Below are 26,755 nucleotides of genomic sequence, written 5' to 3'. Positions count from 1 at the left end.
GTCTTCCGTGACTGTCCATGTCGTCACCGTCTCGAACTGGTCCGATCCGGCCTTCTGGTCGGCGATATCCGAGTCGACGGCAGGCCATGAACTCGACCTGTCCGCCCTGCCTGCCGGGTTCTCCGTCTCGTTCAACGGTTCGGCGCGTACGCTGACGATATCGAACGGCTCGACCAGCGTCGTCGTCGGCGAGGCGGGGGATGCCGGGCCGATGGATGCCACGCTGGGTGCGGGCACGGCGTTTTCCTTCTTCACCACGCTTGCGTCCGGGCAGGGCGGCGATGCCTTGCTTGCCGGTTCCGGGGGCGGCGAGCTTCTGGCAGGGGGCGGCAACGACACGATCACGGGCGGCATGGGACAGGACTGGCTGTTCGGCGAGGACGGCAACGACACCCTTTCGGGCGGCGCCGGGGCGGATACGCTGGACGGCGGTGCCGGGGCGGACACGCTGTTCGGGGGCGACGGCGCCGATGTGCTGCGCGGCGGGGCGGGCAACGACCGGATGGAGGGCGGCTCTGATGCCGATACCTTCGTGCTGGCGGCCGGGTTCGGCAGCGACACCATCCTCGGGGGCGAGACGGCGGTTGCGGGCAGCGATCTGGACACGATCGACCTGTCCGGCATCGCGGGCACGGTGCGGGTCACCTTCAACGGCACCGGATCGGGCACGATCACGTCGGGCACCGACTCGGCCAGCTTCACCGGGATCGAGCGGATCGTGCTGGGTGACGGCGCCGACATCGTCTCGCTGTCGGCAGATACCGGCGGGGTCGAGATCATCGCGGGCGGCGGCAAGGACTCGGTGGTCGGGGGCAGCGGCGCGGACACGCTGCGCGGCGATGACGGTGCGGATACGCTGCTGGGCGGCTCGGGTTCGGACCTGGTCCTGGGCGGGGCCGGCAACGACAGCCTGGACGGCCAGGCCGGCGACGATACGGTCGACGGTGGCGATGGCGACGACACCCTTTACGGCAACAGCGGCAATGACACGCTGATCGGCGGTGCGGGCGACGACGTCTTCCTGGTCTACGGCTCTGGCGGTGGGCTGGACCAGGTCGATGGCGGGGATGGCCACGACATGCTGCTGGGCAGCTGGACCAACGATTACTTCTTTGTCTCCAGCGGGCTGTCGAACCTGACCGGGATCGAGGAAATTCATGGCGGCAGCGGCGGCTACGATTACATCTACGGCACCTCGGGCGATGACGTCCTCGACCTGTCCGGCCTGACCCTCACCAGTATCGAGGAGATCGATGGCGGCGCGGGCAATGACCGGATCATCGGCACCGATTTCGCCGACACGATCGATGGCAACAGCGGCAATGACACGCTGATCGGCGGTGCGGGCGACGATGCTTTCCTGGTGTACGGCTCTGGCGGTGGACTGGACCAGGTCGATGGCGGGGATGGTCACGACATGCTGCTGGGCAGCTGGACCAATGATTACTTCTTTGTTTCCAGCGGGCTGTCGAACCTGACCGGGATCGAGGAAATTCATGGCGGCAGCGGTGGCTACGATTACATCTACGGCACCTCGGGCGATGACGTCCTCGACCTGTCCGGCCTGACCCTCACCAGTATCGAGGAGATCGATGGCGGCGCGGGCAATGACCAGATCATCGGCACCGATTTCGCCGACACGATCGATGGCAACAGCGGCAATGACACGCTGATCGGCGGTGCGGGCGACGATGCTTTCCTGGTGTACGGCTCTGGCGGTGGACTGGACCAGGTCGATGGCGGGGACGGTCACGACATGCTGCTGGGCAGCTGGACCAATGATTACTTCTTTGTTTCCAGCGGGCTGTCGAACCTGACCGGGATCGAGGAGATCCACGGCGGCAGCGGCGGCTACGACATGATCTACGGGACCTCCGGCAACGATACGCTGGATTTCTCGCACTATACCCTGACGCAGATCGACGAGGTCGATGGCGGCCTGGGCAACGACCTGATCATCGGGTCCACCGGCGCGGATACCCTGCATGGACATCTCGGCGACGACACGCTGCAAGGCGGGGGTGGCGCTGACAGTCTGCGCGGCGAGGACGGTGCCGACCTCTTGTCGGGGGGCGCGGGGGCGGACACGCTGCATGGGGTCACGGGAAACGACACGCTGATCGGCGGCGATGGCGACGACCTCGCGGTGTTTTCGGGTGCCGTCTGGAGCTACGGCTATGGCCGCCTTGCGGATGACAGCCTTGAGGTGCGCGATCTCACGGCCTCGCGCGACGGGGCCGACACGCTGGACACGGTCGAATACGGCTCGTTCCAGGGCGTCACGTACCGCATCGTGCAGGGCACCGGCGGAGACGACACGCTGCAGCATGCCGACATGGGCGAGCGCGCCCTGATCGTCGGGCACGAGGGCAACGATTCCGGTATCGGTCACGGCACCGACGATGCGATGTTCGGCGGGTCTGGGGACGACACGTTCGACGGTGGCAGCGGTGCCGACCATCTCGACGGCGAGCAAGGTGACGACACCCTGCTGGGGGGTGCCGGGGCCGACACGCTCGTCATGGGCGCGGGCGATGACCGGCTTGACGGTGGCGACGACGGCGACACGTTCCTCGCCCGCGATGGGTTCGGCGCGGACACGATCCTCGGGGGCGAGGGCGGGGCCGACGTCGACTGGATCGACGCCAGCGCTCTGGGGTCGCAGGTTGCGGTCAGCTACTCCGGGGACGGGGCCGGCACGATGGCGGGAGTGGGCGGTTCCGCAGCCTTCTCGCAACTTGAGGCGTGGCGGCTGTCGAACCACGGCGACACGCTCGACGCCTCGGCTGATGGCCTGGGCGTCCGGATCGAGGCGCTCGGCGGGGCGGATACGCTCATTGGCGGCAGCGGTGGCGACACCGTGGATGCCGGCAGCGGCAACGATTCGGTTGTGGGCGCGGCCGGCGGCGACCTGCTGGACGGGCGCAGCGGCAACGACACCCTGTTCGGCGATGCCGATGCAGACACGATCCGTTTTTCCAGCGACGAGGGAGGCGATGTCCTTTACGGCGGCGAGTCGGGGCTCGACTCCGACCTGCTGGAACTGGGCAACGCGGGCGCCGCCAGCGGCGCGCAGGTGGTGTTCACCGGCGACGAGGCAGGCACCGTCACCTTCACCGCCGCCTCGGGCTCTGCCCTTTTTGCCGAGATCGAAATCGTGCAGGGCACCGTTCATGCCGACCTGATGGACGGATCGGCCAGCAATGCCGCGATGACCCTCAGCGGCGGTTCCGGCGACGACACGCTTCGGGGCGGGGGCGGCGCCGACCGGCTGGATGGCGGCGCGGGGGCCGACCGGATCGAGATCCGCGACGGGTTCGACGGCGACACCGTTCTGGGGGGCGAGGGGCAGGACACACTCGACTTCACCACCCTGTCGGCCCCGGTCACGCTCGCCTTCACTGGCGATGCGGCCGGAACCGCCACCGACGGCGTCTCTACCCTCGACCTGTCGGGGATCGAGACCTTCTTCCTGTCCCGGCATGCCGACCTGGCTGACGCCTCGGCCGATACGCTTGGCACGCGGATCCATGCGCAGGGCGGCGACGACACGGTGACCGGCGGCAGCGGCGCCGACACGCTCGACGGTGGCGACGGGGCTGACATCCTGCGCGGCGGCGATGGCGCCGACCTCATCGAACTGGGCGAGGAGGGCGCGACGGGCAAGGCCGACCTCGCCGAGGGCGGTGCCGGAAACGACACGATCACCAGCCTCGAAACCGACGCCCTCTCGCAGGACACCGTGCAGGGAGGCGACGGCGACGACGTGATCGTGATGGCGGGCGGCACCAACCTGCTGTCCGGCGATGCCGGTGCCGATACCCTTGTCGGAGGCATCGGGAGCGATACGATCTCGGGCGGCACGGGCAATGACGTCCTCGCGGGGCGCGACGGCGCCGACAGCCTGCTGGGCAATGCCGGGGCCGACATGCTGTTGGGTGGCACTGGCGACGACACGCTGTCCGGTGGCGCCGATGCCGATACCCTTTATGGCGAGGATGGTGCCGACAGCCTGATGGGCGATGCGGGGGCCGACACGCTGGATGGCGGTGGCGGCGCGGATACGCTCGATGGCGGCGACGGGGCCGACCGCGTTCTCGGGGGGGCGGGCGACGACCTGATGCGGGGCGGCGCCGATGCGGATGTCTTCGTGCTGACCGACGGCTTCGGGGCGGACACGATCCTCGGGGGCGAGAGCGTGACGACGGGCTCCGATCTCGACACGATCGATCTGTCGGCGGTCACGCGTCCCGTCACCGTGACCTTCTCCGGCGATGGCGCGGGCACGATCACCGACGGGACGCATGTCATCGTCTTTTCCCAGGTCGAGCGGATCGTCCTTGGTGACAGTGCCGACCTGGCCGATCTGACAGCGGACGGGTCGGGGATCGAGGTGATCGCAGCCGGGGGCGCCGACAGCCTGGCCGGCGGCTCCGGGAATGACACGCTGCATGGCGGTGCCGGCGACGATACGCTTTCCGGCGGCGCCGGGTCCGACCTGATCGACGGGGGCGATGGCGACGACAGCCTGCTGTCAGGCAGCGGTGACGACACTCTGCTGGGCGGTGCGGGCAACGACACGCTGCGCAATTCCGAGGGTGACGACAGCCTGATGGGCGGCACCGGCGACGACAGCATCGTGGCGACGCTGGGCAAAGACACGCTCGAGGGCGGCGAGGGCGACGACACGCTGATCGGCGGCGAGGACAATGACAGCCTTTCGGGCGGGGCAGGCAATGACTGGCTGGACGGGGGAACCGGCGCCGACTTTGTCGATGGCGGGGCCGATGCCGACCGCGTCGTGCTGGGCGACGGGTTCGGCAACGACACGCTGCGCGGCGGCGATGACGCGACGACCGGCCAGGACGATGACACGCTCGACGCCTCTGCCGTCACCGGCCCGCTGGTCGTCGGGTTCACTGGCGACGGTGCCGGCACGATCGGCGATGGCATCGACACGGCCGGGTTCGACGGGTTCGAGCGGATCCTCCTCGGCGCGGGGAACGATGCGCTCGAAGCCTCCGCCGATGGTGGCGGCCTTGTCATCGACGCGGGGGCGGGCGACGACACGATCGCCGGCGGCAGCGGCGCCGACCTCGTCACCGGCGGAGAGGGCGACGATTTCTTTGCCGTGTCAGCCGGGAACGACACGATCACCGATTTCGGCGCCGGGCAAAGCGGCGCCATCGGTGACGGCGACAGCGGCAACAACGATGTCCTCGGGCTTGGCGCCTATTACGACAGCCTCGACGAGTTGCGCGCCGACCAGGCGGATGACGGTATCCTGAACCAGTCGAACACGCTCGACGACGAGGGCAAGACCGTCGACTATTCCGACAACGCGCAATTCGGTGCGGGCGGCATGACGGTTCAGGGCGCCGATGCGAACAGCTACGCCTATGACAATACCGGGGTCGTCTGCTTTGCCGCGGGCACGCTGATCGACACGCCGGGCGGGCTTGTCCCGGTCGAGACGCTGCGCCGCGGCGACCGCGTCGTGACGCTGGACAACGGGCCGCAGCCGGTGGTCTGGATCGGGTGCCGCCGCATCGGGCCGCTGGAGTTGCGCGCCAACCCCAAGCTCAGGCCCGTCGTCTTGCGCCGTGGCGTTCTTGGGGCCTCGCGCGACCTGCTGGTGTCGCGGCAGCACGGCATCCTCGTCGGGCAGGACCGGTTCCGCCGCGCCATCCACCTGCTCGATTCGCGCCGGGGCGTGCGGATCGCCCATGGCAAGCGCGAGGTGGTCTATGTCCACCTCATGTTCGAGCGGCACGAGGTCGTCTTTGCCAATGGCGTCCCCAGCGAAAGCTTCTATCCCGGTCCGACATCCCTGCGCATGCTGGCGCCGCAGCAGGCGGCCGCGCTTTTCGAGGTCTTTCCGGATCTGTCCGGCGACCTGCCGGGCGACCGGGTGAGGACGGTCTATGGCGCACAGGCGCGCCGCTTTGCGATGCCGCGCGGGGGGCGCGGCTAGAGTCCTGTCCAGATCCCGCGCAGCTTGATCCCGGACAAGGCAGCCCGCGCGGGCCAGGTGTTACGGTCCAGCCAGATTCGCAACGGATAGGCACCGGTCATGGCGACTCCCGGAACGCGCGCGGTTCCAGAAATGGACAGCCGCAGTCTTGCGGCCTTCTTGGCGATTACCTTCGCCATCACCTGGGGAATTCTCGGCGGTTACATCTTCTGGTCTGCACCGATGATCACGCTTTTCGGAGCGTTGCATGGCGGGCATCCGCTGTTCTTTCTCGCCACGTGGGCACCAGCCATCGCCGCCTTTGCGGTGGTGTCGTGGCATGGCGGCGGGGACGGGCTGCGGGCTTTCCTGTCGCGGCTGACATTCTGGCGGTGCCCAGCCTGGGGCTGGGCGCTGATTTTGGTCGTGATCCCGCTGGTCTACATGGCCGGGTCGCGGATCAAGGGAGGGCCGCTGCTGGCGCCCTTGCCCCCCGAGGGCGCGGGGCCGGTGGTATCGCTGCTGTTGATGATGCTGTTCCTCGGCCCGGTCGAGGAATTCGGCTGGCGCGGCGTCGCGCAGCCGCTGCTGCAACGCAGGGTCGCGCCGCTCTGGGCGGGCGCCATCATCGGCACGATCTGGGGCCTGTGGCACCTGCCCGCCTTCTTCCTCTCGGGCGTGGTCTTTGCAGAGTGGCAGTTCCTGCCCTTCTTCGTCGGCAACGTCACGCTGGCCATCCTGGTCACGCCGATCTTCAACGCAGCGCGGGGCAGCCTGCTGTTGCCGATGCTGTTCCATTGGCAGCTGATCAACCCGTTCTGGCCCGATGCGCAGCCCTGGGACAGCTGGATCCTCGTCGCCGTGACCGCCGGCGTGGTCTGGCTCTTGCGGGACCGGATGCTGACGCGGGAGGGCGTCGTGACCGATGTCATTCCCCCCGGCTTGGAGCACCTCAAATGATCCTTCTCTCTCGCAGAACCCTTGTCGGCGCAGGTTTGGTCGCCGCTGGGGCCGGGGCCGTCGGCTATGCCGCCTGGCCGCGCATGGACGGATATTTGGAGGCCGTTGAGCGCCAGCGCCGCGCGCTTGCCGCCGATCCGGAGCTTGCCGAATTCGTCCGCATGGCCACGCTGGCCGCCAACGGGCACAACACCCAGCCCTGGACCTTCCGGCTGGACGGCTCGGGACTCGCGATCCTGCCGGACACGGCCCGGCGGACACCGGTGGCCGACCCGGACGACCACCACCTTTTCGTCAGCCTAGGCTGCGCGGCGGAAAACCTGGTGATCGCCGCCGCCGCGCATGGTCGCGCGGCAGAGGTCGCGATCGGCGACGGCGCCGCCCCCGGGATCGACATCGCGCTGCGCCAGGCCGCCCCCGCGCCCGGTGCGCTTCATGACGCGATCCCGTTGCGCCAGTCGACCCGGTCGGTCTATGACGGCGCCCCGGTCTCGGCCAGCGAGCTTGCCCTGCTGACAGAGGCCGCGCGAGAGGCGGGCGTCTCGGTCCAGGTATTCACCGAGTCCGCCGACCGCGACGCCATCCTCGACCTGGTGATCGCGGGAAACGAGGCGCAGATGGACGATCCCGACTGGGTGCAGGAATTGCTGGATTGGCTCCGCTTCAGCCCGGCGCGCGCGCTTGCGACGGGGGATGGGTTGTTCTCGGCCTGCTCGGGCAATCCGGTGCTGCCGGAATGGCTCGGGCCGCGACTGTTCAAGGCGGTGTTCAGCAAGGCGTCGGAAACCGACAAGTATCGCGACCATGTCCGGTCGTCTGCCGGGATTGCCGTCTTCGTGGCTGACAGGCCCGATCCCGCGCACTGGATCGCGGTGGGGCGCAGTTTCGAACGCTTCGCGCTTCAGGCGACGGCGCTGGGCATCCGCACCGCCCATCTCAACCAGCCGGTCGAGGTGCCGCCGATCCGCGAGGAGTTCGCCCGCTGGCTGGGCATTCCGGGCGCGCGGCCCGACCTGGTGATCCGCTTTGGCCGGGCGCCTGCGCTGCCCATGTCGGCTCGCCGCCCCGTCGCCGCCGTGCTGGCATGAGCGCGCCGGGATGACTGCCCGGCGGACCCTGCTTCTGGGACTGGGTGCGCTGGCGCTGCTGGGCGCGGGCCATGCGCATGGTGCGTTCCGAGAGGCCCGGCGCCAGTCCGACAGCCGGTTGTTCGGACAGGGATCGGTGATCGAGACGCGCGCCGGGGCGTTGGAATATGCTGTTGCGGGCGAGGGCCCGGCGCTGATGATGATCCACGGCACTGGGGGCGGTTTCGACCAAGGGCTGCTGTTCGCAGCGGCCTTGCGGCGGCGTGGCTTTCGCATCGTCGCGCCCTCGCGCTTCGGCTATCTCGGCAGCGCCTTTCCGGATGACGCCTCGCCGGCGCGCCAGGCCGATGCGCTGGTCGACCTGCTGGACCATCTCGGCATCGATAGCCTGCCGGTGGTTGGCGGATCGGCGGGGGCGCTGACGGCGGCGGAATTCGCGCTGCGGCACCCCGAGCGATGCACGCATCTCGGCCTGCTGGTGCCCGCTGCGAACCTGACCGACCGCGACCCGGTGGAATTCGGCCCGGTGCAGCGGATGCTCGTGGGGGCTGTCCTGGGATCGGATGGCGCTTTCTGGGCGATGACGCGGCTGGCGCCGGGGCAGATGACGCGGACGCTGCTGGCCACCGACCCGACGCTCCTGTCTCGCGTCTCAGCGGAGGAACGTCTGCGGGCGCGGACGATCCTCGACCAGATCTTTCCCATCACCCGCAAGATCGACGGGCTGCGCAATGACGGGTTCTGGGCCGGGTCCCCCTCGCGTACCGATTACCCGCACATCGCGGTGCCGACGCTGATCCTGTCCTGCGAGGACGATCTGTTCGGCACGGCGGAAACGGCACGCCTGTTGGCGTCGCGCATCCCGGGCGCGGAATTGACGGTCTTTCCCGATGGCGGGCATATCTGGCTGAGTCATGATGTCGAGATCGCCGACCGCATCGCCGGTTTCGTCCGGGGCGCCGGTTGAGGCAACGGTCAGCCTGGCGGGGCAGGAAACGCGATATCGGTCACATCCACGACGAAGAAGGGGAAATAGTCGTCCGTTCCGAACTGGTTGCCCGCCTCGACATGGGTGGGCAGGCGAAATCCGCCAATGTCGCGGAACGCGGACAGGAACCCGCCGAAGGGTTGCAGGCGGTGCACCTTGTCGGGGTTGGCGTTGCTCCACCGGGAAAACGCAACCTGCACCGGCTGGCCGTCCGGGGCCACGGTCAGGTCCACCACCTGCTCCAGCGCGCCCTGGCGCATCGTCATCCGCGCCACATTCGCGGAGACCGCCTCCCAGGTCACGCCGGGCCCGGGCAGGACGGCGGCGGGCGTCCAGAACACCGCCTCGGCGACATAGCGGCCGAAGGCCGAGCGGGTGTGATCGGGATCGCCGCCGAGATGCGCTACCGGCAGCAATCCCGCCACCCAGAAGCGCGTCCAGAGGCCGCTGTCCGACCCCGACATCCGCATCGCGCCCGAGCCCGCGCGCATCGCCCAGACAAAGCCGTGGGGCGCGGCCAGAACCTGCGTGGCGCGCATCGGCAGGTAACCGGGATCGGCCTTGTCGCCCATGCCGAAGCTCCCCTGCATCTCGATCCGCGCCACGGTATGCAGCGGCGTCCCTTCGGCGATCGCGTTGGTGAAGAAGCGCCGCACGGGCTCCGGCAGGTCGGCGACCATGGCCGCGTCGAAGCGCGGCGGATCGGCCGGTTGCAGGGCGATCAGGCGGGCCATTTCGGCCCGGTCCGCACGGTGGTCCAGCCAGCGCCAAAGCGCGAGGCCCGTCAGCGCCACCAGAACCAGCCCCAGGATCGCCAGAATCGTCATCCGCATTGCCCACCCCCTCCTTTCAGGCCCTGTCCCGAGTCATGCAGTTCAAGGATAAGCGCGTCGTGCGGGACCTTCCTTGATCCGAATCAGCGTTTCGCCATGGGCGATGCGGCACAGTCCCGGCATGGGCGACCCTCTGGACGACATGCGGCGGCTGGGCCGTTTCTGCCTGCTGGCCTTCGGAGTTTCCTGGCTGTGCTGGGGCGGTGCCGTGTTGGCGCCCGGCGCCGCGCCGGTGCTGAAGGGGCTGGGCGGCTTCGGCCCGGCCGTCGCCGCGCTCGTGCTCGTCCGGCGCCGGCCGGCAGAGCGGCGCGCGCTGCTGCGCCGCCTCGTCCAGTGGCGCATTCCCCTGCGGGTGTATCTGCTTGCCCTCGTCCTGCCGGTCGCGGGAATCGTGCTGGCGCTGGTCCTTACACGGGCGCTGACCGGCGCCGGGGCCATTCTGCCCCAGCATATGCCGCCCTGGGTGCCGCTGCTGGTCTTCGGCTATGTCCTGGTCTTCAGCGTCGCAGGAGAGGAACTGGGCTGGCGCGGCCTCGCCCTGCCGCTGCTGCTGGCGCGGCTGGGCCCCGTTGCGGCAAGCCTGTCGCTCGGCGTCGTCTGGGCGGCGTGGCATGCGCCGCTGTTCCTGCTGCCGGGGGATTTTCACGGCGCCATCCCGCCCCTGCTGTTCGGCGCGCAGGTCGTCGCCTCGAGTCTGGTCTACACGCATCTGCATCGGACGGCGGGCGGCTCGTTGATCCCGGCGCACCTGTTCCACGCGGTGTTCAACAGCGCGGTTGGCCTGTTTCCCCTGCTGCCGCAGGTGCGGGGCGGCGACGTCACGGCGCTGGCCGTCGCGGTGGGGTTGCTGTGCCTTTTGGCGTTCTGGCTGGCACTAGTGATGCGGAGGCGGGCGGCATGAGACGCGCTGCCGCCGTGCTTGTCGCCGTCCTGCTGTGGAGCGCGGCACTGGCCCTGACCGTGCAACATGGGTTCTGGCGTGCGCCTCTGACCCGCGATACCGGTGCCACGGAGTTCGCCAAGGCAGTGCGGGCCCGCATCCCTGCCGGTTTCGGCGGCGCTCTTGTCGCGGTTGTCCTGCGAGAGGGAGAGCCGGCCGCGACCTTTGCAACAGGTCCGATGGGCGCGGTGCCGGATGGTGCAATGGTGTTCCAGCTGGCCTCGCTCAGCAAGTGGTTGACGGCGGCGGCGGTGCTGACGCTGGTGGATGCCGGGCGGATCGGGCTCGATGACCCGGTTGAGGACCACCTGACGCGCTGGCGCTTTGCCGACGGCCCTTTTGACAGCCGGGCGGTGACCGTGCGGCGGCTGCTGTCGCATACCGCCGGGCTGACTGACGGGTTGGGATACAACGGCTTTGCCGATCCGGGCGCGATGCAATCGCTGGAGGAGTCTCTGGCCGGGGCGGCCGACGCGATGCCGGGCGCTTCGGGCCGGGTCGAGATCGGCGCGCCGCCGGGCGGGCGGTTTGCCTATTCCGGCGGCAGCTATGCGGTGCTTCAACTGATGATCGAGGAGGTTACGGGGCAGGATTTCGGCACCGCGATGCGCGAGCTTGTCTTTGCGCCGCTGGACATGCGCGGCGCGGCGGCATCGATCGGCGATATCGAGGGACGGCTGGCGCCGAACCTCGACCTGGCCGGGAAGCGTATGCCGCTGCGCCAGTACAGCGCCCCGGCTGCGGCCTCGCTGTTCGCCGGGGCAGAGGACCTGGCGCTGTTCCTGCGTGGCCTTCACCTGCCGAAGGCGCGCGGCGGGCTGTTGTCTGACGCTGCTCTGGCGGCCATGGCGCAGCCCGAGGCGCGGGTGTTCGGCCTGCCGGTCTGGGGGCTTGGCGCGACGCTCTATGTCCGCGGGCGGCCGGGCGAGTTGGTGATCGGCCATGATGGCCGCAACATGCCGGCGATCAACACCGCCGCGCGGCTGCACCGTCCGTCGGGGGACGGGATCGTGGTGCTGGCCACGGGCACGCAGGGCCTGGCGACGGACCTGGCGAATGACTGGGTGTTCTGGCGCACCGGGCGCGTTCCGGTCACGGCCTTGCCCGCAATCCTGCCCGTGGCGGGGCTCCTCTGGGCGGCGGGCCTTGCCGCGATCGCGCTTGTCGTGGTGCGGGCTGGCCGGAGGCGGCGCTGAGCGCGGCCTCCTGTCGGCGGAGGCCGAGGCCGCCGGTGCCGACCCCGGTTGTCCGGTTACTCGGGCCGTTCAGCGAACCGCAGCACGGTCGCGCCCGCGGCATCGGTCAGTTCCAGCGTCGAGCCGTCGCGCGCATATCCGGCGACCAGCCGCAGCGCGGACAGGAACCGCCGCTCTGCCGCCTCGACCGTGTCGGGACAGGCCATCAGAGTGCCGGCGAAATTCTCGGGAAAGGCGATCCCCGTATCGGTCACATCCAGCCGTCCGACAAAGCGGTTGCAGCCGCCGAATATCGAGAAGGCCAGCCCGTCATCGACGATGAGGGTGGCGGGATCGTCATTGGGCCAGGCCTCGCCCGCGATCTCCGTCACCGCCCACTGGATGCCCGCAAAGGGCAGGGTCGGAGCCTTGTCATCGACCATGCGCAGCATGATACCGAGGGGCGTGGCCAGGTCCGGCGCGGGCTCCATGCCCTTGAAGATGGGCGCATCGCCGGCGAGGATCGTCGCCGAAACCGCAAGGTTGGACGGCTGGCGGACAACACGCGGGTCAAAGGCCAGCATGACCTTCATCGGCACGCCGGTCATGGCAAAGCGCTGCGACGCGATCCGCTGCGTTCCGGCCTGCCGGGACAGGTCGATCAGTTGCAGGTCAAGCTCGGCATCGGGGGGCAGGGCGATCCGCTCGCGATAGCTGACCGAGACGGTGATCGTCCCGGTTCCGTCCTGGGCCCGGGCCGTGACCGGCAGCAGCGCCATCAAGGTCACGAGGGTCAGAAGGATACGTCTCATGGTCAACACTGTCCCCTCATGAATGGGCTGGTCTGACGCCACGTCGGCACGCGGTCGCGTTCCAATTGCTACCGGCGTGGGCCGGGCAATGCAATCCGGGCCAAGGCAGGTCCGCCAGTGCGCGCGCGGGCCATCAGTTGGCGGAGGGCCGTGGCTGAAGCGTCCAGTGGTTCTCGCCGATCCGTCGGAGGTTGTCCCGGTCGGCGGCACCCTTGCCCTCGTTCAGAAGCTGGCCCAGGTCGGCGCCGAGATCGGGGCTGTAGATGTGATAGAGATGCCCCGTCGGGCTCTGCGCCGGAACATCGCTCAGGTCGATCACCTCGACACCAGTCAGTTGCGAAACGTCGTTTCCCGCCTCGCCCAGCCGGGGATAGCCGTGCAACTGCGCCGACAGTGCCAGCGGCCTGTCGCCTTCGGTCACGTAGACGGTAATCCGTCCGACCACCGACTGGATGCGGGGCAGAAATCGCTGGAAGATCTCGAAATCCATGTCCGGCGCCAGCAAGACGACCTCGCGGATGCGGGTCTCGGGGCGCCGGTTGGCAACCTCGTACAGCGCCAGCACGACGCCACGCGCGCCCAGGCTGTGGCCCGTCACGTCGACCTGTCCAGGGCCGAACCGCGCCTCGAGCGCGATGATGGCCTCGGCAAGGTCCGGCACGCTCCAGTAGAGATCGGCCTCGTCGCGGGTGTAGTTGGTCAGTGCGCCGTCCGACGGCCAGCTGAACCACAGGAAGCGTCCGGCAAGCCCGGCATTCTCCTGCAACAGCACGGCGCGGCGGCAGCCCTTTTCGAAGCCGATGTTGAACCCGTGCGTGTAAAGAACCGCAGGACGCCCGTTTGCGGTCTCCTCGATCGAGGCGATCACGGCCGCTGGCGAGGCCAGCCGCAGGGCGGCGACGCGCAGCAGTTCCTCGCGGACAAAGGCCGGTACGGCCTCGGCCAGGGGGGTGAACACGTCGAGATCGACCTCCCGCACACCGCACCACCCTGCCTTGAGGTCGCTGCGCTCGTCGCCGAAGGCCTCGCCGGGGTCTTCGGAGTCGGTCCGGTCGCGCAGGGTCAGAAAGGGCACTTCGCGCAGGGCTGTCCGTTCTTGCGCGGCAAGGGGTGCGGGCAGGGCGGTGCCGACTGTTCCCAGAAGCAGAGCTGCGACCATGCAACGGGCCAGCCGCCGCCAGACTCTTGCACGGCAGTTGATGCCCGGGCCTGACGCCAGCGCCGCCATCATCGTGACGGCCTGTCGCGGAACAGCACCTGAAGCGCCTGCTGCCGGTCCGCGGTCCAGCCTTCCGGGTCGGTGGTTTCCGCCCAGGCCGGAATGTAGTGTTCGGCCACGTAGTCGTGGCCATAGCCCGGGACGCCCAGCGACACCGCCATGTCCAGCCCGACCTGAAGCATGGTGATGACGGGGAACCAGCGCATGTCGGGCGACACGTCCGGCCCGCGCCCGTCACCCAGCCAGTCCGGCCTGCGAAACGCCAGCGAGGTATCGAAGAACACGATCGGGTCCGAGGCGTATTGCAGGAAGACCAGGCGGATCGGCCCCCAAGCTGCGCGGCCCTCTGTCAGTCCGCCCTGTTGGTTGCCCGCCCGGATCAGCGAGTCGTTGCCGAACCGCGGCCGCCAGGCGGGGCTGTCCGCCTCGCGGCGCTGCACGACAAAGCGCCAGAACTCGCTGAGAAACGGCGACCCGGCCCACATCGCCCCTTCGAACGGATCTCCCAGGACGTCCAGCAGTGGCACCGTGCTTTGCGACAGGAAGGCGCCAAGGCTGAGCCCGTGCAGGTAAAGCCGGGGTCGCGCGTCCCTGGGCAGGGTGATCCAGTGACCATAGACCAGGTCGAACAGCGCCTGCGCCTCGTCCAGCCCATGACTGGGATCGACCAGGACCGAGACCCAGCTGGACAGATAGGAATACTGCACCGCCACCGTCGCCACGTCGCCGCGATGCATGAATTCGAGGCTGTCCTGAGATCCGGGGTCCAGCCAGCCAGAGCCGGTCGGAACTGCGATGACCAGGATCTCGCGCTCGAACCCGCCCGCGCGTTTCAGTTCCTCGAAGGCCAGCCGGGCGCGGTCGCGCGCATCGCCCGCCGCCGTCAGCCCGACATAGACGCGGACTGGATCACGCGCTGGCGCATCCCAGAATGCCGCGATCTCGTCCGCCGTCGGGGCCGAGGCGACAAAGCGGCGGCCCCAATAGCCCAGATCCTCCCACGCGACCAGCGAGGCGGCGCTGCCGGTCCGTTCCGGGCCATCGGGCGGCGCCAGTTCCGGCGCGACCAGCGCGTCGGCGGCGCGCGACGACACGTCAACCAGCCGAAGAACGCCCTTGAACAGAACGCCGTTGAACAGCGTCGCAAAGACCGCCACCGCAAAGAAGAAGCCCAGCAGGTTCGCGACCCTCCGGGGCACGAACCGGGCCGAGCGCGCCGAGGCCTTGCGCAGCAGCCAGACAAACAACCGTCCCAGCAGGATCAGCGTTGCAAACACCGCAATCGCGATGCCCGCCACCCGCAGCGGAGCACTGTTGCCGGCTGGCGGAGCCTGCCACAACGCGCGGATGGCCTCCTGCCAGATGGCGGCCTGCCAGACCAGAACAGGGAAAACCACCAGCGCCAACAGCATCAGCCCGCCGCGCAGGACGCGGCGGATGCGCGGCGCGGCGACGGGCAATTCCAGCCAGAGCCACAGCCATTGCACCGCACGCCATGCGCCGTAGCCCAGCGCGCCGACGGCGCCGCCGAGGGCGCCCTGAAGCTCGGGGCTGCGTGGCACCAGCGAGGGCGTCAGCGACGCGCCGAGCAGGATGACGGCCAGCAGCGCCCCCTCGGGCGAGATGTGCAAGGCGCGCGGCAGGGTCATTGGCGCCGCTCCGGGCGATCGCCCGCAGCTGACGGCACCGGGCCGCGGTTCCGGCTCGCGCGTCGCGAAGCGTCTTTACCTGGCATGCGGCCGACTCCGGCATGGGGTCTGGCGGCGGACCGGGCGATCCGTCGCGCCGCAAGGTTACACAGGGCACGCAGGCTGCCTCAAGCGCGATGTTCGTCCGCCCGCCGCAGGTGCTCAGACCCGGTGCAGGTAGAGGTCGTAATCGACGTCCGGGATGGTGCGCGCCACGCGCGCGGCCTCGGCGGCCTTCACCGCGGTGAAGGTGCGGTGCATTTCCTCTCCCAGCGCGTCCTTCAGAAAGGCCGAGCCCTGAGCCGCCGCGATGGCCGCGTTCCAGTCGCGCGGGATGCCTGCGCCGGTCTCGGCATCTGCCTTGTACGCGTTTCCGGTCGTCTCGGGGCCGGGGTCGATACGTTCGGCGATGCCCTTGCGCATGGCGGCCAGCACGGTTGCGGCCACGAGATAGGGGTTGGCATCGACGCCTGCCGGGCGATGCTCGAGCCGGCGCGCCCGCAAGTCGCCCTCGGGCACGCGCACCGCGACGGAGCGGTTGTTCGCACCCCAGGTGGGCGAGACGGGCGCATAGCTCTGGTTGGCAAAGCGGCGCCAGCTGTTGGCATGCGGGGCAAAGACCAGCATCGATTCACCCATCGTGGCCAGCGTGCCGCCGATGGCGTGGCGCAGCGTGTCGGTCCAGTCCGCGCCCGGTTCCTCGGCCAGCACGTTGCGGCCCGCCTCGTCGCGCAGGCTGACATGCAGGTGCATCCCCGAGCCTGCGTAGTCGGGCAGCGGCTTGGCCATGAAACAGGCGACGACGCCATGCCGCCGCGCCTGCGCCCGCACGATCCGCTTCAACCGCACAAGGTCGTCCGCCGCCTGCATGATGTCGTCGCGGTAATGCAGCGTCAGCTCATACTGGCCGGGCGCGTATTCGGAAATCAACGTCTCGGCCTTGATCCCGGCGAGGCCCGCGCCGGCATAGATGTCGTCGAACAGCGGTTGCATGCCGATCAGGTGGTCGACCGAATAGACCTCTGTCTTGGCCGAGCGGCGCCCGTCCAGCACGTCGCGGGCGGGCTGGACCCGGCCCTGGCTGTCGCGCTCGGGGTCGAGCAGGAAGAATTCCAGCTCGAACGCCGCCGAGGGGTGCAGGCCAAGCTCTGCCATCGCGGCGACCTGCCGGGTCAGCGCGTGACGCGGATCGGACAGCATCGGCGTGCCGTCGAGGTGGTATTGCGACAGGAACAGTTCTGCCCGGGCCGGGTCTGTGCCCTGCTGCGCCACCAGCGTTCCCGGCACCGGCCAGGCGCGCAGGTCGCCGTCGCCCGCGTCCCAGATCAGCCCGGTCTCGTGCACGTCCTCGCCGACGATATCGAGGCCGAGGATCGAGATCGGCATATGCCGCCCGCCCTTGTAGAGCGCCTCGAGTTCGTGCCGACGGATGATCTTGCCGCGTCCGATGCCGTTGGAATCGTGCAGCAGGATGTCGACGGCGACGATATTGGGATGTGTGTCGAGAAAGGCCCGGGCCTCGGCCAGCGTGGCGCCCGTGGGGCAGGATTCAGTCACTCTCGGGTTCCTTCAGTTCGGCCAGGACGTCGGCAAAAGCGCCCACCAGCCGGTCGATCTGGCGCCGGGTCGTGATCGGGCTGACCAGCATCATGTTGTGAAACGGTGCGATCAGGCAGCCGCGGTTGAGCAGGCCGAGGTGCACGGCGGCTTCGACGGGCGGCTGATGCGCGGCGGCGGCCTCGGTGCCGTTTCGCAGGGGGCCGGGGGCGCAGATGAACTCTACCCGCGCGCCGACCCGGACGACGTGCCAGGGCAGGCCCGCCGCCTCGATCACCTTCGACAGCCCCTTGGCCAGACGGGCTGCGCCCTTGTCCATGCGGGCAAAGGCCTTGTCCGTGGCGACCTTGGTCAGCGTCGCCTCGAGGCAGGCGAACTGCATCGGGTTGCCGGCCAGCGTCGTGCCCATGCCGGAATGGCCCGGGTCGCGTGCCGCGTCATGGGCGCGGAACCGGTCTGCCACGGCCTCTGTCATGCCCCACAGCGCGGTGGGCATGCCGCCCGCCACGCATTTGCCGATCACGAAGATATCGGGTTTCAGCCCGTGCACGCGGGTATAGCCGCCCGCCCCTGAGGATTGCGTGTGCGTCTCGTCGATGATCAGCAGCGCGCCATGCCCGTCTGCCAGGCGCCGCAGCCCGTCGAGAAAGCCCGGCTCGGGCAGGACCATGCAGGAATTGGTCATCACCGGTTCGGTCAGGATCGCCGCCACGTCGCCGCGCGCCAGGGCGGCCTCGACGCCGGCGAGGTCGTTGAACTCGACACAGACCGCGCCCTCGGTCAGGTCGAATCCTTGGCCGACAAGGCCCGCGCGCGCGGTCGTCCGTCCGTCGCGCAGCTCGACCATCGTGTCCTGAAGTGTGCCGTGATAACAGCCGTTGAACACCAGAACCTTGCGCCGCCCGGTGATGGCGCGGGCGACGCGCAGGGCGTGACGGTTGGCGTCGCTGGCGCTGAGCGTCACCTGCCACAGGAACGGCCCGAACCGGTCGCACAGCAATGCACCCGCGCGCAACGCGGCCTTCGACGGCAGCATGTAGGTCAGGCCCCGCGTCGCCTGCCGCCGGATCGCCCGGGCGACCGGCTCGGGGGAATGGCCGAACATCGACCCGGTATCGCCAAGGCAGAAATCATCCAGCCTGTGCCCGTCCACATCGGTCAGGCGCGCGCCTTCGGCCTTTTTCACCACCAGCGGAAAGGGTGAGGGCCAGTCGCGCATCCAGTGCATCGGCACGCCGTTCAGCCACGGGGCCGCGCCATCCTCGAGCGCGGCCTTGCTGCGCGGGCGGGCGGTGACAAAGCGGGCCTCTTCGCGGGCGCGAAAGGCCTCCAGACGGGCAGGGTCGATCCCGGCGATGGTGGGGCGGGTCTGAAGGGCGGGTTGGGCGGTCATGGTGGTTTCCGGTCAGGCTGTCGCGCGACACTAGTTTCTCCCGATTGCCGTGCCAAGGGCCAGCCGGCGGGTTGCCTTTGGCGCCCGTACGGGCAAGCTGTCGCGGCATGCGGGCCACAGGCCAGCCAGGGAAAGGACAGACATGAGCGAGATCGAGAAACGCCTGGCCGACATGGGGCTGGAGTTGCCGCCAGACTGTCCGCCGCGCGCCAGTTTCGTGAAGTTTCGGCTGTGGAACGGGTTGCTGGTGCTGTCCGGCCAGATCTGCGAGTGGAACGGAGAGCCGCGCTGGTTCGGGCCCGTCACCGAGGCGACGGACCTGGCCGAGATGCAGCAGGCCGCCCGGCTGTGTGCGCTGAACCTGCTGTTCTGCGCGCGCGAGGCGCTGGGCTCGCTCGACCGGGTCGAGCAAGTGTTGCGGCTGGGTGGCTTCGTGAACGCGGAGCAGGGATATGCCCGGGGTCCCGCGATCATCGACGCCGCCTCTCAGCTGTTCATCGACCTCTATGGCGAGGCGGGGCGCCATGCCCGCACGGCGGTCTGCGTCAGCAGCCTGCCCGCCAATGCGGCGGTCGAGGTCGACGCCCTGCTGGCCGTCCGCTGATGCCCTTGACGGGCGGCCGGGACAGGCCCCGGACCGCCCTTGGCGCGAAGCTCAGCCGCCGATCTCGGCGCGCATGATCGCCGCGCCGTCGGCCATCGCCTTCATCTTGCCGAAGGCCACGTCGCGCGGCAGGTATTTCAGGCCGCAATCCGGGGCCACCACGACCTTGTCGGCATCCACATGCGGCAGGGCACGGCGGATGCGGTGGGCGATCAGGTCCGGCGTCTCGACCGTCATGTCGGCCAGGTTCAGCACGCCGAGGATGATCGTCTTGCCGCGCACCGTCTCGAGCACCGAGGTATCCAGATCGGCCTGCGCCGTCTCGATGCTGATCTGGTCGCAGAGGCAATCCTTCATCTGCGGCAGAAAGGAATAGCCCTCGGGGCGGTCCTTGGTCAGGGCGGCATAACCGAAGCAGATATGCACGGCGGTGGTGCCCGTGGCGCCCTCGAGCGCGGCGTTCAGCGCCTTGAGGCCGTAAGCCTCGGCCAGATCCGGCTTGGCCTGCATCCAGGGCTCGTCCAGCTGCACCACGTCAGCGCCGGCGGCAAACAGGTCTGCCATCTCCTCGCGCACGGCACGGGCATAGTCCATCGCGGCCTCTTCGATGGAGGCGTAGTGCTCGTTCAGCGCCTGCTGCGACATGGTGAAGGGGCCGGGCAGGGTGATCTTGATCTGCCGGTCGGTGTTGGCGCGCAGGAATTTCAGGTCGTCCAGTTCGATCGGGCTGACGCGGCGGATCGGGCCGGTGATGCGCGGCACCGGAACGGGCTTGCCCGAGCGGGTCATCACCTCGCCGTAATTGTCGATGTCCAGCCCCTCCAGCGCGGTGGCGAAGCGGTTGGAATAGCTTTCGCGGCGGATCTCGCCATCGGTCAGGATATCCAGCCCGGCGCGTTCCTGGTCGCGGATGGCGATCAGCGTGGCGTCGTCCTGCGCCTGCTTCAGCAGCGGCTCGGGGATGCGCCACAGTTCCTTGGCGCGGGTGCGGGGCGGGAACTGCCCCTTCAGCTTTTCACGGTCGATCAGCCAGTCGGGCTGGCAGTAGGAACCGACGAGAGAGGTTGGAAACAGCATGGGTAGCCTCATGGCTTGGGGGCGGGCGGCAGGCCCGCCCCGGGACAGGTCAGGCGAAAAGGTCGTGCACGGGTTTCATGCGAACAGGTCGTGTGCGACCCCGGCCTTGTCGAAGATGTAGTCGCGGCTTTCCTCCAACTCGCGGCGCAGCTTGTCCAGGTCGTGGCCCAGCAGCTTGCCCTGCCACTTGCGGATCTGTCCCGCGACCATGACGGTATCGACATTGGTGCGGTCCATCAGCGTCACCACCGCGCCCGGCGCGTGGTTCAGCGGCGCCACGTTGATCGCCTCGGCATCCAGCAGGATGATGTCGGCCTCCTTGCCGGGCGTCAGGCTGCCGGTCTTGTGGTCCAGCCGCAGGCCCTTGGCCCCTTCCAGCGTGGCGTGGCGGATCGCCTGCGCGCTGGTCATCAGGGTGGGAAAGCCTTCCTCGCCCGACAGCGCGCGCTCGTTGGCGCGCATCCGCTGAAGCGTCACCAGCCCGCGCATCTGGGTGAAGAAATCTGCCGACATGGTGCATTCCACGTCCGAGGACAGCGACACCGACATGCCGAGGTCCAGCGCCTTCTGGATCGGCGGTTCGCCGTGGCGCATGTGCATCTCGATCGGCACCGAGAGCGAGACATGCGCGCCCGCGTCGGCGGCGATCTTCCACGCCTCGTCGGTCATGCCGGTCATATGGATGAAGATGTTGTCCGGGCCGAAGACGCCGGATTTCGCCAGCGCGTCGAAGGTCGGCGTCATGCCGAAGGTGGTCACGACGTGCAGGGCGATCTGCAGGTCCAGATCACGCCCGATCTTCCACGCTTCTTCATAGCCGTCGATGTAGATCTCGCCGCCCATGACCATCGTCAGCAGCTGGTCATCGGACGAGAAATACCGCTCGCGGATGCGGCGCGCGCCCGAGGGATATTCCTTACCTTCCCACCAGCCCTCGAAATAGCCGAAGACGCTGCGGCGACCGGCATCGCGCAGGCCCTCGATGGCGGCGTCGGAATGCTCGGCCGAATGGTGGATCTGGCTGACGTCCATCACCGTCGTCACGCCTGCGTCGAGTTGTGCGAGGCCGCCGTAGAGTTCGTTGATGTAGACGTCCTGCGGGCGGTAGTGCTGCGAAAAGCCCAGCAGCATCGCCTCGTAGTAGTTGCGCGCGTTCTCGGGACGGCCATCATTGACCACGATCGCGTCGGCCAGGGTCGAACGCAGGCCGGTCTCGAACTGGTGATGATGCGTGTCGATGAAGCCGGGCATCACGATCTTGCCGCTGGCGTCGATCACACGGGCGTCGGCGGCGGACAGATCGGCCCCCACGGCGACGATCTTCGAGCCTTCGATCAGCACGTCACCCTTGGCAAAGTTGCCGACCTCGGGATCGACGGACATGACGACGCCACCCTTGAGCAGGACACGTGCGCCGGGCTTGCCGGCCACCTGCGTCACGCTTTCGGCGCTGACATTGGTGCGTGCGGCATCGGCGGCGCGCGCTCCGCTGGCGGTCTCGCCGGACGGTGCCCAGAGCGGCATCCGCGCCTGCGGGCAGGCGGCAATCGGTGTCTTTGGGGTGCAGAGCTTGCACATGGTCGGTTTCCTCCCTCGCGGTGTTCTTGGATCAGCCGCCCAGCACCGATTGCAGCACCGGGAAGCGTTGGATTTCATGGGCGATATGCGACGCGGTCTCGCGCAATGCCGGCAGGCGGTCGCGCACCAGGTCCTGGGGCGTCACCATGCCGGTATAGCCAGAGCTGTTCAGCGCGGCGATGGTGCGCCCGGACGTGTCGCGGATCGGCACGGCGAGCGCGGTGATGCCGTAATCCAGTTGATCGACGGTGGTAGCGTAGCCTTCGGTCCGCACCTCGTTCAGGATCGTGGCCAGCGCGGCCTTGTCGGTCACGGTCTTCTGCGTCAGGGGGTGCAGATCGGCCCCGTCCAGCCAGGCGCGGCGGCGGTCGTCGGGCAGGGCGGCCAGCAGGACGCGGCCGATGGCGGTGCAATGGGCGGGATAGCGCGCACCCGCCACCGCCGCCGCGCGCCGCGCCCGCTGGACCGAGACATGCGCCACGTAGATCACATCATCGCCGTCCAGCGTCCCGACCGAGGCGGCATCGCCGAACCGGTCGACCAGCGCACGCAGGTCGGGTTGCAGCACCTCGTCAAAGCGAGCCGAGAAATGGAACGCCGAGCCCAGCGTCATGATCCGAGGCCGCAGGAAGAACTGCTTTTCGGCCTTGCCGACATAGCCCATCGCCTCGAGCGTGATCAGCGACCGGCGCGCGGCGGCGGGCGACAGGCCCACGCGCCGCGCCACCTCGGACAGGGTCATGGCCGGGTGTTCCGCGTCAAAGGCCTCGAGGATGCCGATGCCCTTGGCGAGGGCCTCGACGAACTCGGGCGGGCGCTGGTCGTGCGGGCGCAAGGCGGATCAGCCTTCGGGCGCCAGGATGAAGTCGAAGTCGACCACCGCCTCGGGTTTCTTGTCGGTGGTCACGCCCAGGTCCTCGCCCTTCTTGACAGGGCGCAGCTTGGCGATCAGTGACTTGCGCACACCGAACACGGCGTCGTTGTCGATGTATTCCATGTTCTCGAAGAAGACTTCGGTCGTGATCGAGGCCATGCGGGGCGCGCGCACGATGTAATGCAGGTGCGCCGGCCGCCAGGCGTGGCGGTTGCCCGCGCGCAGCAGCTCGCCCACCGGGCCGTCATAGGGGACGGTGTAGGGCTTGGGCAGGACGGTCGTATACCAGTAGCGCCCGGTCTCGTCGGCCTCGAACACGCCGCGCAGGTCCATCTTGTCCTGGCCCTGCGCCTGTTCCTGGATCGGGTAGGTGCCGCTGGCGTCGGCCTGCCAGGTGTCCACGATGGCGCCCGGCAGCGGGTTGTGCAGGTTGTCCGTGACCTTGCCGCGCACCAGCACCGTGACGCCGTCGCGCCCGTCCGACAGGTCGGCGCCCAGGGCCTTGCGCGGCGCGTCGTCGAGGTAGAACGGCCCGAGGTTCGAACCCTCGGTCGCGCCGCCCTTGGAGTTGATCATGTCGACCAGCGCCGAGAAGCCCAGCACGTCCGACAGCAGGATGAATTCGTGCCGTTCCGGCGTCGAGATCTTGCCGCAGTCGTAGAGGAACATCAGCACGCGCATCCACTCTTCGTGGGTCAGTTGATGCTCGCGGGTATAGTCGTGCAGATGCTCGATCAGGCCATGCAGAAGCTGCTCGAATCGGCTGCCCTCCTCGGTCCTGAAAGAATCCTTCACCGCCTGCGTGATGGTGAACTGGTTGATATCCTTCATGGTCGCCTCCCTGACGTGCTGTCCACAAATTCGGACTTGACGCGACGGTAGTCCCGCCCATTATCTTCGGCAAGGGAAAATATTTTCGCTAGTCGAAATAACGGGAGTCGCCATGCGGATCGGGAAACAGGACCAGGCCTTCACGGCCATCGCGACATCGGATGCCACCAGCATCACGGTGCGCGGTCACGACCTCTGCGGGGATCTGATCGGAAAGATCGGCTTCAGCGACTATTTCTGGCTTCTGGTAATTGGCGAGAAGCCGACCGAGGCGCAGCGCCGGATGCTGGATGCCTGCCTTGTCGCCATCGCGGAACACGGGCTGGTGCCGTCGGTGCAGGCCGCGCGGATGACGCTTGCGGCCGGGCCGGACGCATGGCAGGGCGCCATGGCGGCGGGCCTGTTGGGCATGGGCAGCGTGGTTGCGGGCAGCTCGGAACAGGCGGGCCGCTACCTGGCCGAGATCGTGTCCCGCGCCGATGGTGGCGATCTGGAGGCCGTCGCCATCGAAAGCCTGAAGGAGCACAAGGCCGCCCGCCGCAAGGTCGCGGGGCTGGGCCATCCGCAGCATTCTGGGGGTGATCCGCGCGCCGACCGGTTGCTGGAACTGGCCGACGAACTGGGCATCAGCGGCACCTATATCGGTGCGCTGCGGGCCCTCGGGCAACATGCGTCGCGCATCGTCGAACGCCCCCTGCCGATCAACGTCTCGGGCGCGATCCCGGCCTGCATGCTGGATGCTGGATGGCCGCTGGAGGCGCTCAAGGCGGTGCCGCTGCTGGCGCGCACCGCCGGCCTCTCGGCCCACCTTTATGAAGAGTCGCTGCGCTCGATCGGGTTCATCCTGTCGCACAAGGCGGACCTAGCCATTGAATATGACGGCAAGCCCGCCAAGCAGCAGGCGGCGGAGTAAGATCATGGTGAAGATCCTCAAGGATATCCGCGTTGTCGAACTGGGCACCTACATCACCGGTCCGGCCGCCGGCATGCACCTGGCCGACCTGGGCGCCGATGTGATCAAGGTGGAACGCCCGGGAACGGGCGACCCGTTCCGCGCCTTCAAGGGCGGACTCTACAGCCCGCATTACCAAACCTACAACCGCAACAAGCGGTCCATCGCGCTGGACACGTCCAAGCCCGAGGACCGCGCCGTGCTGCATGACCTCGTGTCCACGGCCGATGTGTTCATCCAGAACTTCCGCCCCGGCGTGGCGGAGAAACTGGGCGCCGGCGAGGACGACCTGCGCAAGTTTCGCCCCGACCTGATCTATTGTGCGATCTCGGGTTTCGGCACGTCCGGCCCGTCGCGCGACCGGCCGACCTATGACACCGTGGCGCAGGCCGCCAGCGGCTATCTTCGGCTGCTGACACCGCCCACCGATCCGCGGGTGATCGGCCCGGCCATCGCCGACGCGGTGACCGGCCAGTATGCCGCCATGGGCATCCTCGCCGCGCTGATGGAGCGGTCCAAGACCGGCAAGGGACGCCGCCTCGACATCTCGATGCTCGAGGCGATGTGCCATTTCAACCTTGACAGCTTCACGCATTACTACAGCGTGGGCGAGGTGATGGGACCGCTGTCGCGCCCGGTGGTGTCGCAGTCCTACACGTTCGAATGCGCCGACGGGAAATGGGTGGCGATCCACATGTCGAGCCCGACGAAATTCTGGCAGGGCTTCCTTTCCGCCACCGGGCAGGAGCACCTGGCAGAGGATCCCCGCTTTGCGGACCGGATGGAACGGATCAAGCACCAGGACGACATGATCGCCCATTTCACGCCGATATTCGCCACGAAGACCCGCGACGCTTGGTGCGCGGCGCTGGAGGCCAACGAGGTGCCGCACAGCCCGGCCTATGACAGCGACGAGGCGCTGGAGGACAGCCAGGCGCAGCATCTGAAGATCAAGGTGTCCGCGCCGTCTTCGGAACTGGGCACCTTCACCACGGTGCGGCCGCCCTACAATTTCGACGGGGTGCCGGAACTCGACGTCTTGCCGCCGCCCGTCCTGGACGAGCACGGCGCAGAAATCCGCGCGGAAATGGCACGGCGCAAAGCCGGCTGACCGCAGGGACCGGACCGGGCATGTCGCCCGGTCCATTGAGGGGAGGAAAGAGAATGAAAGTGATGTATGGCGCGCTTCTGGCGAGCATGTTGGCGCTGCCGCTGCAGGCGCAGGAGTCGATCAGCCTGACCGTGGCCTCCAGCCATCCGACGGTGGTGCCCTGGGTCGGGATGATCCAGACGCATTTCATGGCCCGGACGGACGAGATCCTGGCCCAGACCGGCACCTACAAGATCGAGTGGAACGAGGCGTTTGGCGGCCAGCTTTACAAGGCGAACGCGACGCTGACCTCGGTCGAAGAGGGCATCACGGATGTCGGCTGGGTGTTCTCCTTCCTCGAACAGGCCAAGCTGCCGCTGAGTCAGGCGTCGTCCAACGCGCCGTTCTCCAGCGCGAACCCGCCTGCTATCCTCGCCGTGATGGAAGAGCTGTATGAGACCAACGAGGCGTTCCGCAACGAGTGGGAACAGCACAACCTCAAGGTGCTGGGCTTTACCGCGACCGACCTCTACGACATCTACACCAAGACTCCGATGACCGGCATCGACGATATCGCCGGCATGAAGATCTCTGCCCCCGGCGTTCTGGGCAACTGGCTGCGTGGCACCGACGCCAACGCGGTCGACGGTGCGTTGACCACCTATTATACCGACGTGCAGACCGGCGTGTCGGATGGCGTGCTGACGCTGGCGCTGGGCGCGCTGCCGATCAAGCTGTATGAGGTCGCGCCGATCATCAACCGCTTCGATGCGGGCGGCTCCTTCTCCGGCGCCATTGCCATCAACCGCGACAGTTGGGACGGCCTGCCGGAAGAGGTGCAGAACGCCATGATCGAGGCCGGAAAGTATTACACCGTCAGCCACGGCGAGGACCTCGTGGCCAAGCACGAGTTCGCGTTGAACAAGATGGTCGAGCTTGGCGCGGGCCAGTCGGTGCCGGTGCAGATCGTCGACATGCCGGAGGGCGAATTGGCGAAGTGGGCCAACAAGCTGCCGAACATCGCAAAGGAATGGGCCGAACCGCTGGATGCGCGTGGCATCCCCGCGTCTGAATTCCTGTCGGCCTATCTCGAAGGCCTGCGCGCCCGGGGCGAAGTGCCCGTCCGCGACTGGGACAAGTAAG

20 protein-coding genes are annotated in these 26,755 nt (G+C 68.4%); 10 read left to right on the top strand and 10 right to left on the bottom strand.

What is annotated here, in order from left to right; genetic code table 11:
* Window positions 1-7: 7 nt before the first annotated feature.
* From KB874_RS10105 to KB874_RS10090, 4 genes are all read left to right on the top strand, one after another.
* Window positions 8-5,974, top strand: coding sequence for a Hint domain-containing protein (locus KB874_RS10105; RefSeq protein WP_212536463.1), 5,967 nt, complete (start codon window positions 8-10; stop codon window positions 5,972-5,974).
* 132 nt (window positions 5,975-6,106) lie between these two features.
* Window positions 6,107-6,913: a type II CAAX endopeptidase family protein gene (locus KB874_RS10100; RefSeq protein ID WP_249200402.1), complete on the top strand. Its 807-nt coding sequence runs from the start codon at window positions 6,107-6,109 to the stop codon at window positions 6,911-6,913.
* An 83-nt stretch (window positions 6,914-6,996) separates the two neighbouring features.
* Window positions 6,997-8,001: an Acg family FMN-binding oxidoreductase gene (locus tag KB874_RS10095; protein WP_249200401.1), complete on the top strand. Its 1,005-nt coding sequence runs from the start codon at window positions 6,997-6,999 to the stop codon at window positions 7,999-8,001.
* Window positions 8,002-8,011: 10 nt separating this feature from the next.
* Window positions 8,012-8,968: an alpha/beta fold hydrolase gene (locus tag KB874_RS10090; RefSeq protein WP_212536460.1), complete on the top strand. Its 957-nt coding sequence runs from the start codon at window positions 8,012-8,014 to the stop codon at window positions 8,966-8,968.
* A gap of 8 nt (window positions 8,969-8,976) precedes the next feature.
* Here the strand turns inward: KB874_RS10090 and KB874_RS10085 are convergent, their stop codons facing one another.
* Entirely contained in the window at window positions 8,977-9,822 is an 846-nt protein-coding gene (locus KB874_RS10085) for a DUF6544 family protein (RefSeq protein ID WP_212536459.1), read from the bottom strand.
* 121 nt (window positions 9,823-9,943) lie between these two features.
* On the opposite strand from KB874_RS10085, the gene KB874_RS10080 reads away from it, so the two are divergent.
* Both KB874_RS10080 and KB874_RS10075 read left to right on the top strand, forming a co-directional pair.
* A complete protein-coding gene (locus tag KB874_RS10080) occupies window positions 9,944-10,723 on the top strand; it encodes a CPBP family glutamic-type intramembrane protease (RefSeq protein ID WP_212536458.1) in 780 nt (259 codons plus the stop codon).
* Window positions 10,720-11,958 (top strand): serine hydrolase domain-containing protein, encoded by a 1,239-nt coding sequence (locus KB874_RS10075; RefSeq protein WP_212536457.1) that lies wholly within the window; start codon window positions 10,720-10,722, stop codon window positions 11,956-11,958. The genes KB874_RS10080 and KB874_RS10075 overlap by 4 nt, the downstream gene beginning before the upstream one ends.
* A gap of 56 nt (window positions 11,959-12,014) precedes the next feature.
* Here the strand turns inward: KB874_RS10075 and KB874_RS10070 are convergent, their stop codons facing one another.
* The 5 genes from KB874_RS10070 to KB874_RS10050 all read right to left on the bottom strand — a co-directional run bounded on the left by KB874_RS10070 (window position 12,015) and on the right by KB874_RS10050 (window position 18,606).
* Window positions 12,015-12,749, bottom strand: a complete 735-nt coding sequence (locus tag KB874_RS10070; protein ID WP_212536456.1) for an META domain-containing protein — start codon at window positions 12,747-12,749, stop codon at window positions 12,015-12,017.
* Window positions 12,750-12,882: 133 nt separating this feature from the next.
* The gene (locus KB874_RS10065; RefSeq protein ID WP_212536455.1) at window positions 12,883-13,908 is read right to left on the bottom strand and encodes an alpha/beta hydrolase; all 1,026 of its coding nucleotides are present in this window, start codon (window positions 13,906-13,908) and stop codon (window positions 12,883-12,885) included.
* A 68-nt stretch (window positions 13,909-13,976) separates the two neighbouring features.
* Window positions 13,977-15,617 carry an alpha/beta hydrolase gene (locus KB874_RS10060; protein ID WP_212536454.1) on the bottom strand — a complete coding sequence of 547 codons (1,641 nt, stop codon included), beginning with the start codon at window positions 15,615-15,617 and terminating at the stop codon, window positions 13,977-13,979.
* Window positions 15,618-15,818: 201 nt separating this feature from the next.
* The gene (locus KB874_RS10055; protein ID WP_212536453.1) at window positions 15,819-17,213 is read right to left on the bottom strand and encodes a glutamine synthetase family protein; all 1,395 of its coding nucleotides are present in this window, start codon (window positions 17,211-17,213) and stop codon (window positions 15,819-15,821) included.
* Window positions 17,206-18,606, bottom strand: a complete 1,401-nt coding sequence (locus KB874_RS10050; protein ID WP_212536452.1) for an aspartate aminotransferase family protein — start codon at window positions 18,604-18,606, stop codon at window positions 17,206-17,208. The genes KB874_RS10055 and KB874_RS10050 overlap by 8 nt, the downstream gene beginning before the upstream one ends.
* A 142-nt stretch (window positions 18,607-18,748) precedes the next feature.
* On the opposite strand from KB874_RS10050, the gene KB874_RS10045 reads away from it, so the two are divergent.
* On the top strand, window positions 18,749-19,210 hold the full coding sequence (locus KB874_RS10045; protein ID WP_212536451.1) for a RidA family protein: 462 nt from the start codon (window positions 18,749-18,751) through the stop codon (window positions 19,208-19,210).
* 51 nt (window positions 19,211-19,261) lie between these two features.
* Here the strand turns inward: KB874_RS10045 and KB874_RS10040 are convergent, their stop codons facing one another.
* The 4 genes from KB874_RS10040 to KB874_RS10025 all read right to left on the bottom strand — a co-directional run bounded on the left by KB874_RS10040 (window position 19,262) and on the right by KB874_RS10025 (window position 23,570).
* A complete protein-coding gene (locus tag KB874_RS10040; RefSeq protein WP_212536450.1) occupies window positions 19,262-20,287 on the bottom strand; it encodes a uroporphyrinogen decarboxylase family protein in 1,026 nt (341 codons plus the stop codon).
* A 75-nt stretch (window positions 20,288-20,362) separates the two neighbouring features.
* Window positions 20,363-21,865 (bottom strand): amidohydrolase family protein, encoded by a 1,503-nt coding sequence (locus tag KB874_RS10035; protein ID WP_249200400.1) that lies wholly within the window; start codon window positions 21,863-21,865, stop codon window positions 20,363-20,365.
* A 31-nt stretch (window positions 21,866-21,896) separates the two neighbouring features.
* Entirely contained in the window at window positions 21,897-22,700 is an 804-nt protein-coding gene (locus KB874_RS10030; protein WP_249200399.1) for an IclR family transcriptional regulator domain-containing protein, read from the bottom strand.
* Window positions 22,701-22,706: 6 nt separating this feature from the next.
* The gene (locus tag KB874_RS10025; protein WP_212536449.1) at window positions 22,707-23,570 is read right to left on the bottom strand and encodes a dioxygenase family protein; all 864 of its coding nucleotides are present in this window, start codon (window positions 23,568-23,570) and stop codon (window positions 22,707-22,709) included.
* Between the two features lie 112 nt (window positions 23,571-23,682).
* On the opposite strand from KB874_RS10025, the gene KB874_RS10020 reads away from it, so the two are divergent.
* From KB874_RS10020 to KB874_RS10010, 3 genes are read left to right on the top strand one after another with little or no spacing between them, the layout of a single operon-like run.
* On the top strand, window positions 23,683-24,483 hold the full coding sequence (locus tag KB874_RS10020; protein ID WP_212536448.1) for a citryl-CoA lyase: 801 nt from the start codon (window positions 23,683-23,685) through the stop codon (window positions 24,481-24,483).
* Window positions 24,484-24,487: 4 nt separating this feature from the next.
* Entirely contained in the window at window positions 24,488-25,633 is a 1,146-nt protein-coding gene (locus KB874_RS10015) for a CaiB/BaiF CoA transferase family protein (RefSeq protein WP_212536447.1), read from the top strand.
* A 53-nt stretch (window positions 25,634-25,686) separates the two neighbouring features.
* A complete protein-coding gene (locus tag KB874_RS10010; protein WP_212536446.1) occupies window positions 25,687-26,754 on the top strand; it encodes a C4-dicarboxylate TRAP transporter substrate-binding protein in 1,068 nt (355 codons plus the stop codon).
* Window position 26,755: the final 1 nt, after the last annotated feature.

It is taken from the genome of Thetidibacter halocola (assembly GCF_018224955.1).
Taxonomy (GTDB): Bacteria; Pseudomonadota; Alphaproteobacteria; order Rhodobacterales; family Rhodobacteraceae; genus Thetidibacter; species Thetidibacter halocola.
The sequence above is the reverse complement of the archived record's forward strand: the minus strand, read 5'-3'. Positions and strand labels throughout refer to the sequence as shown.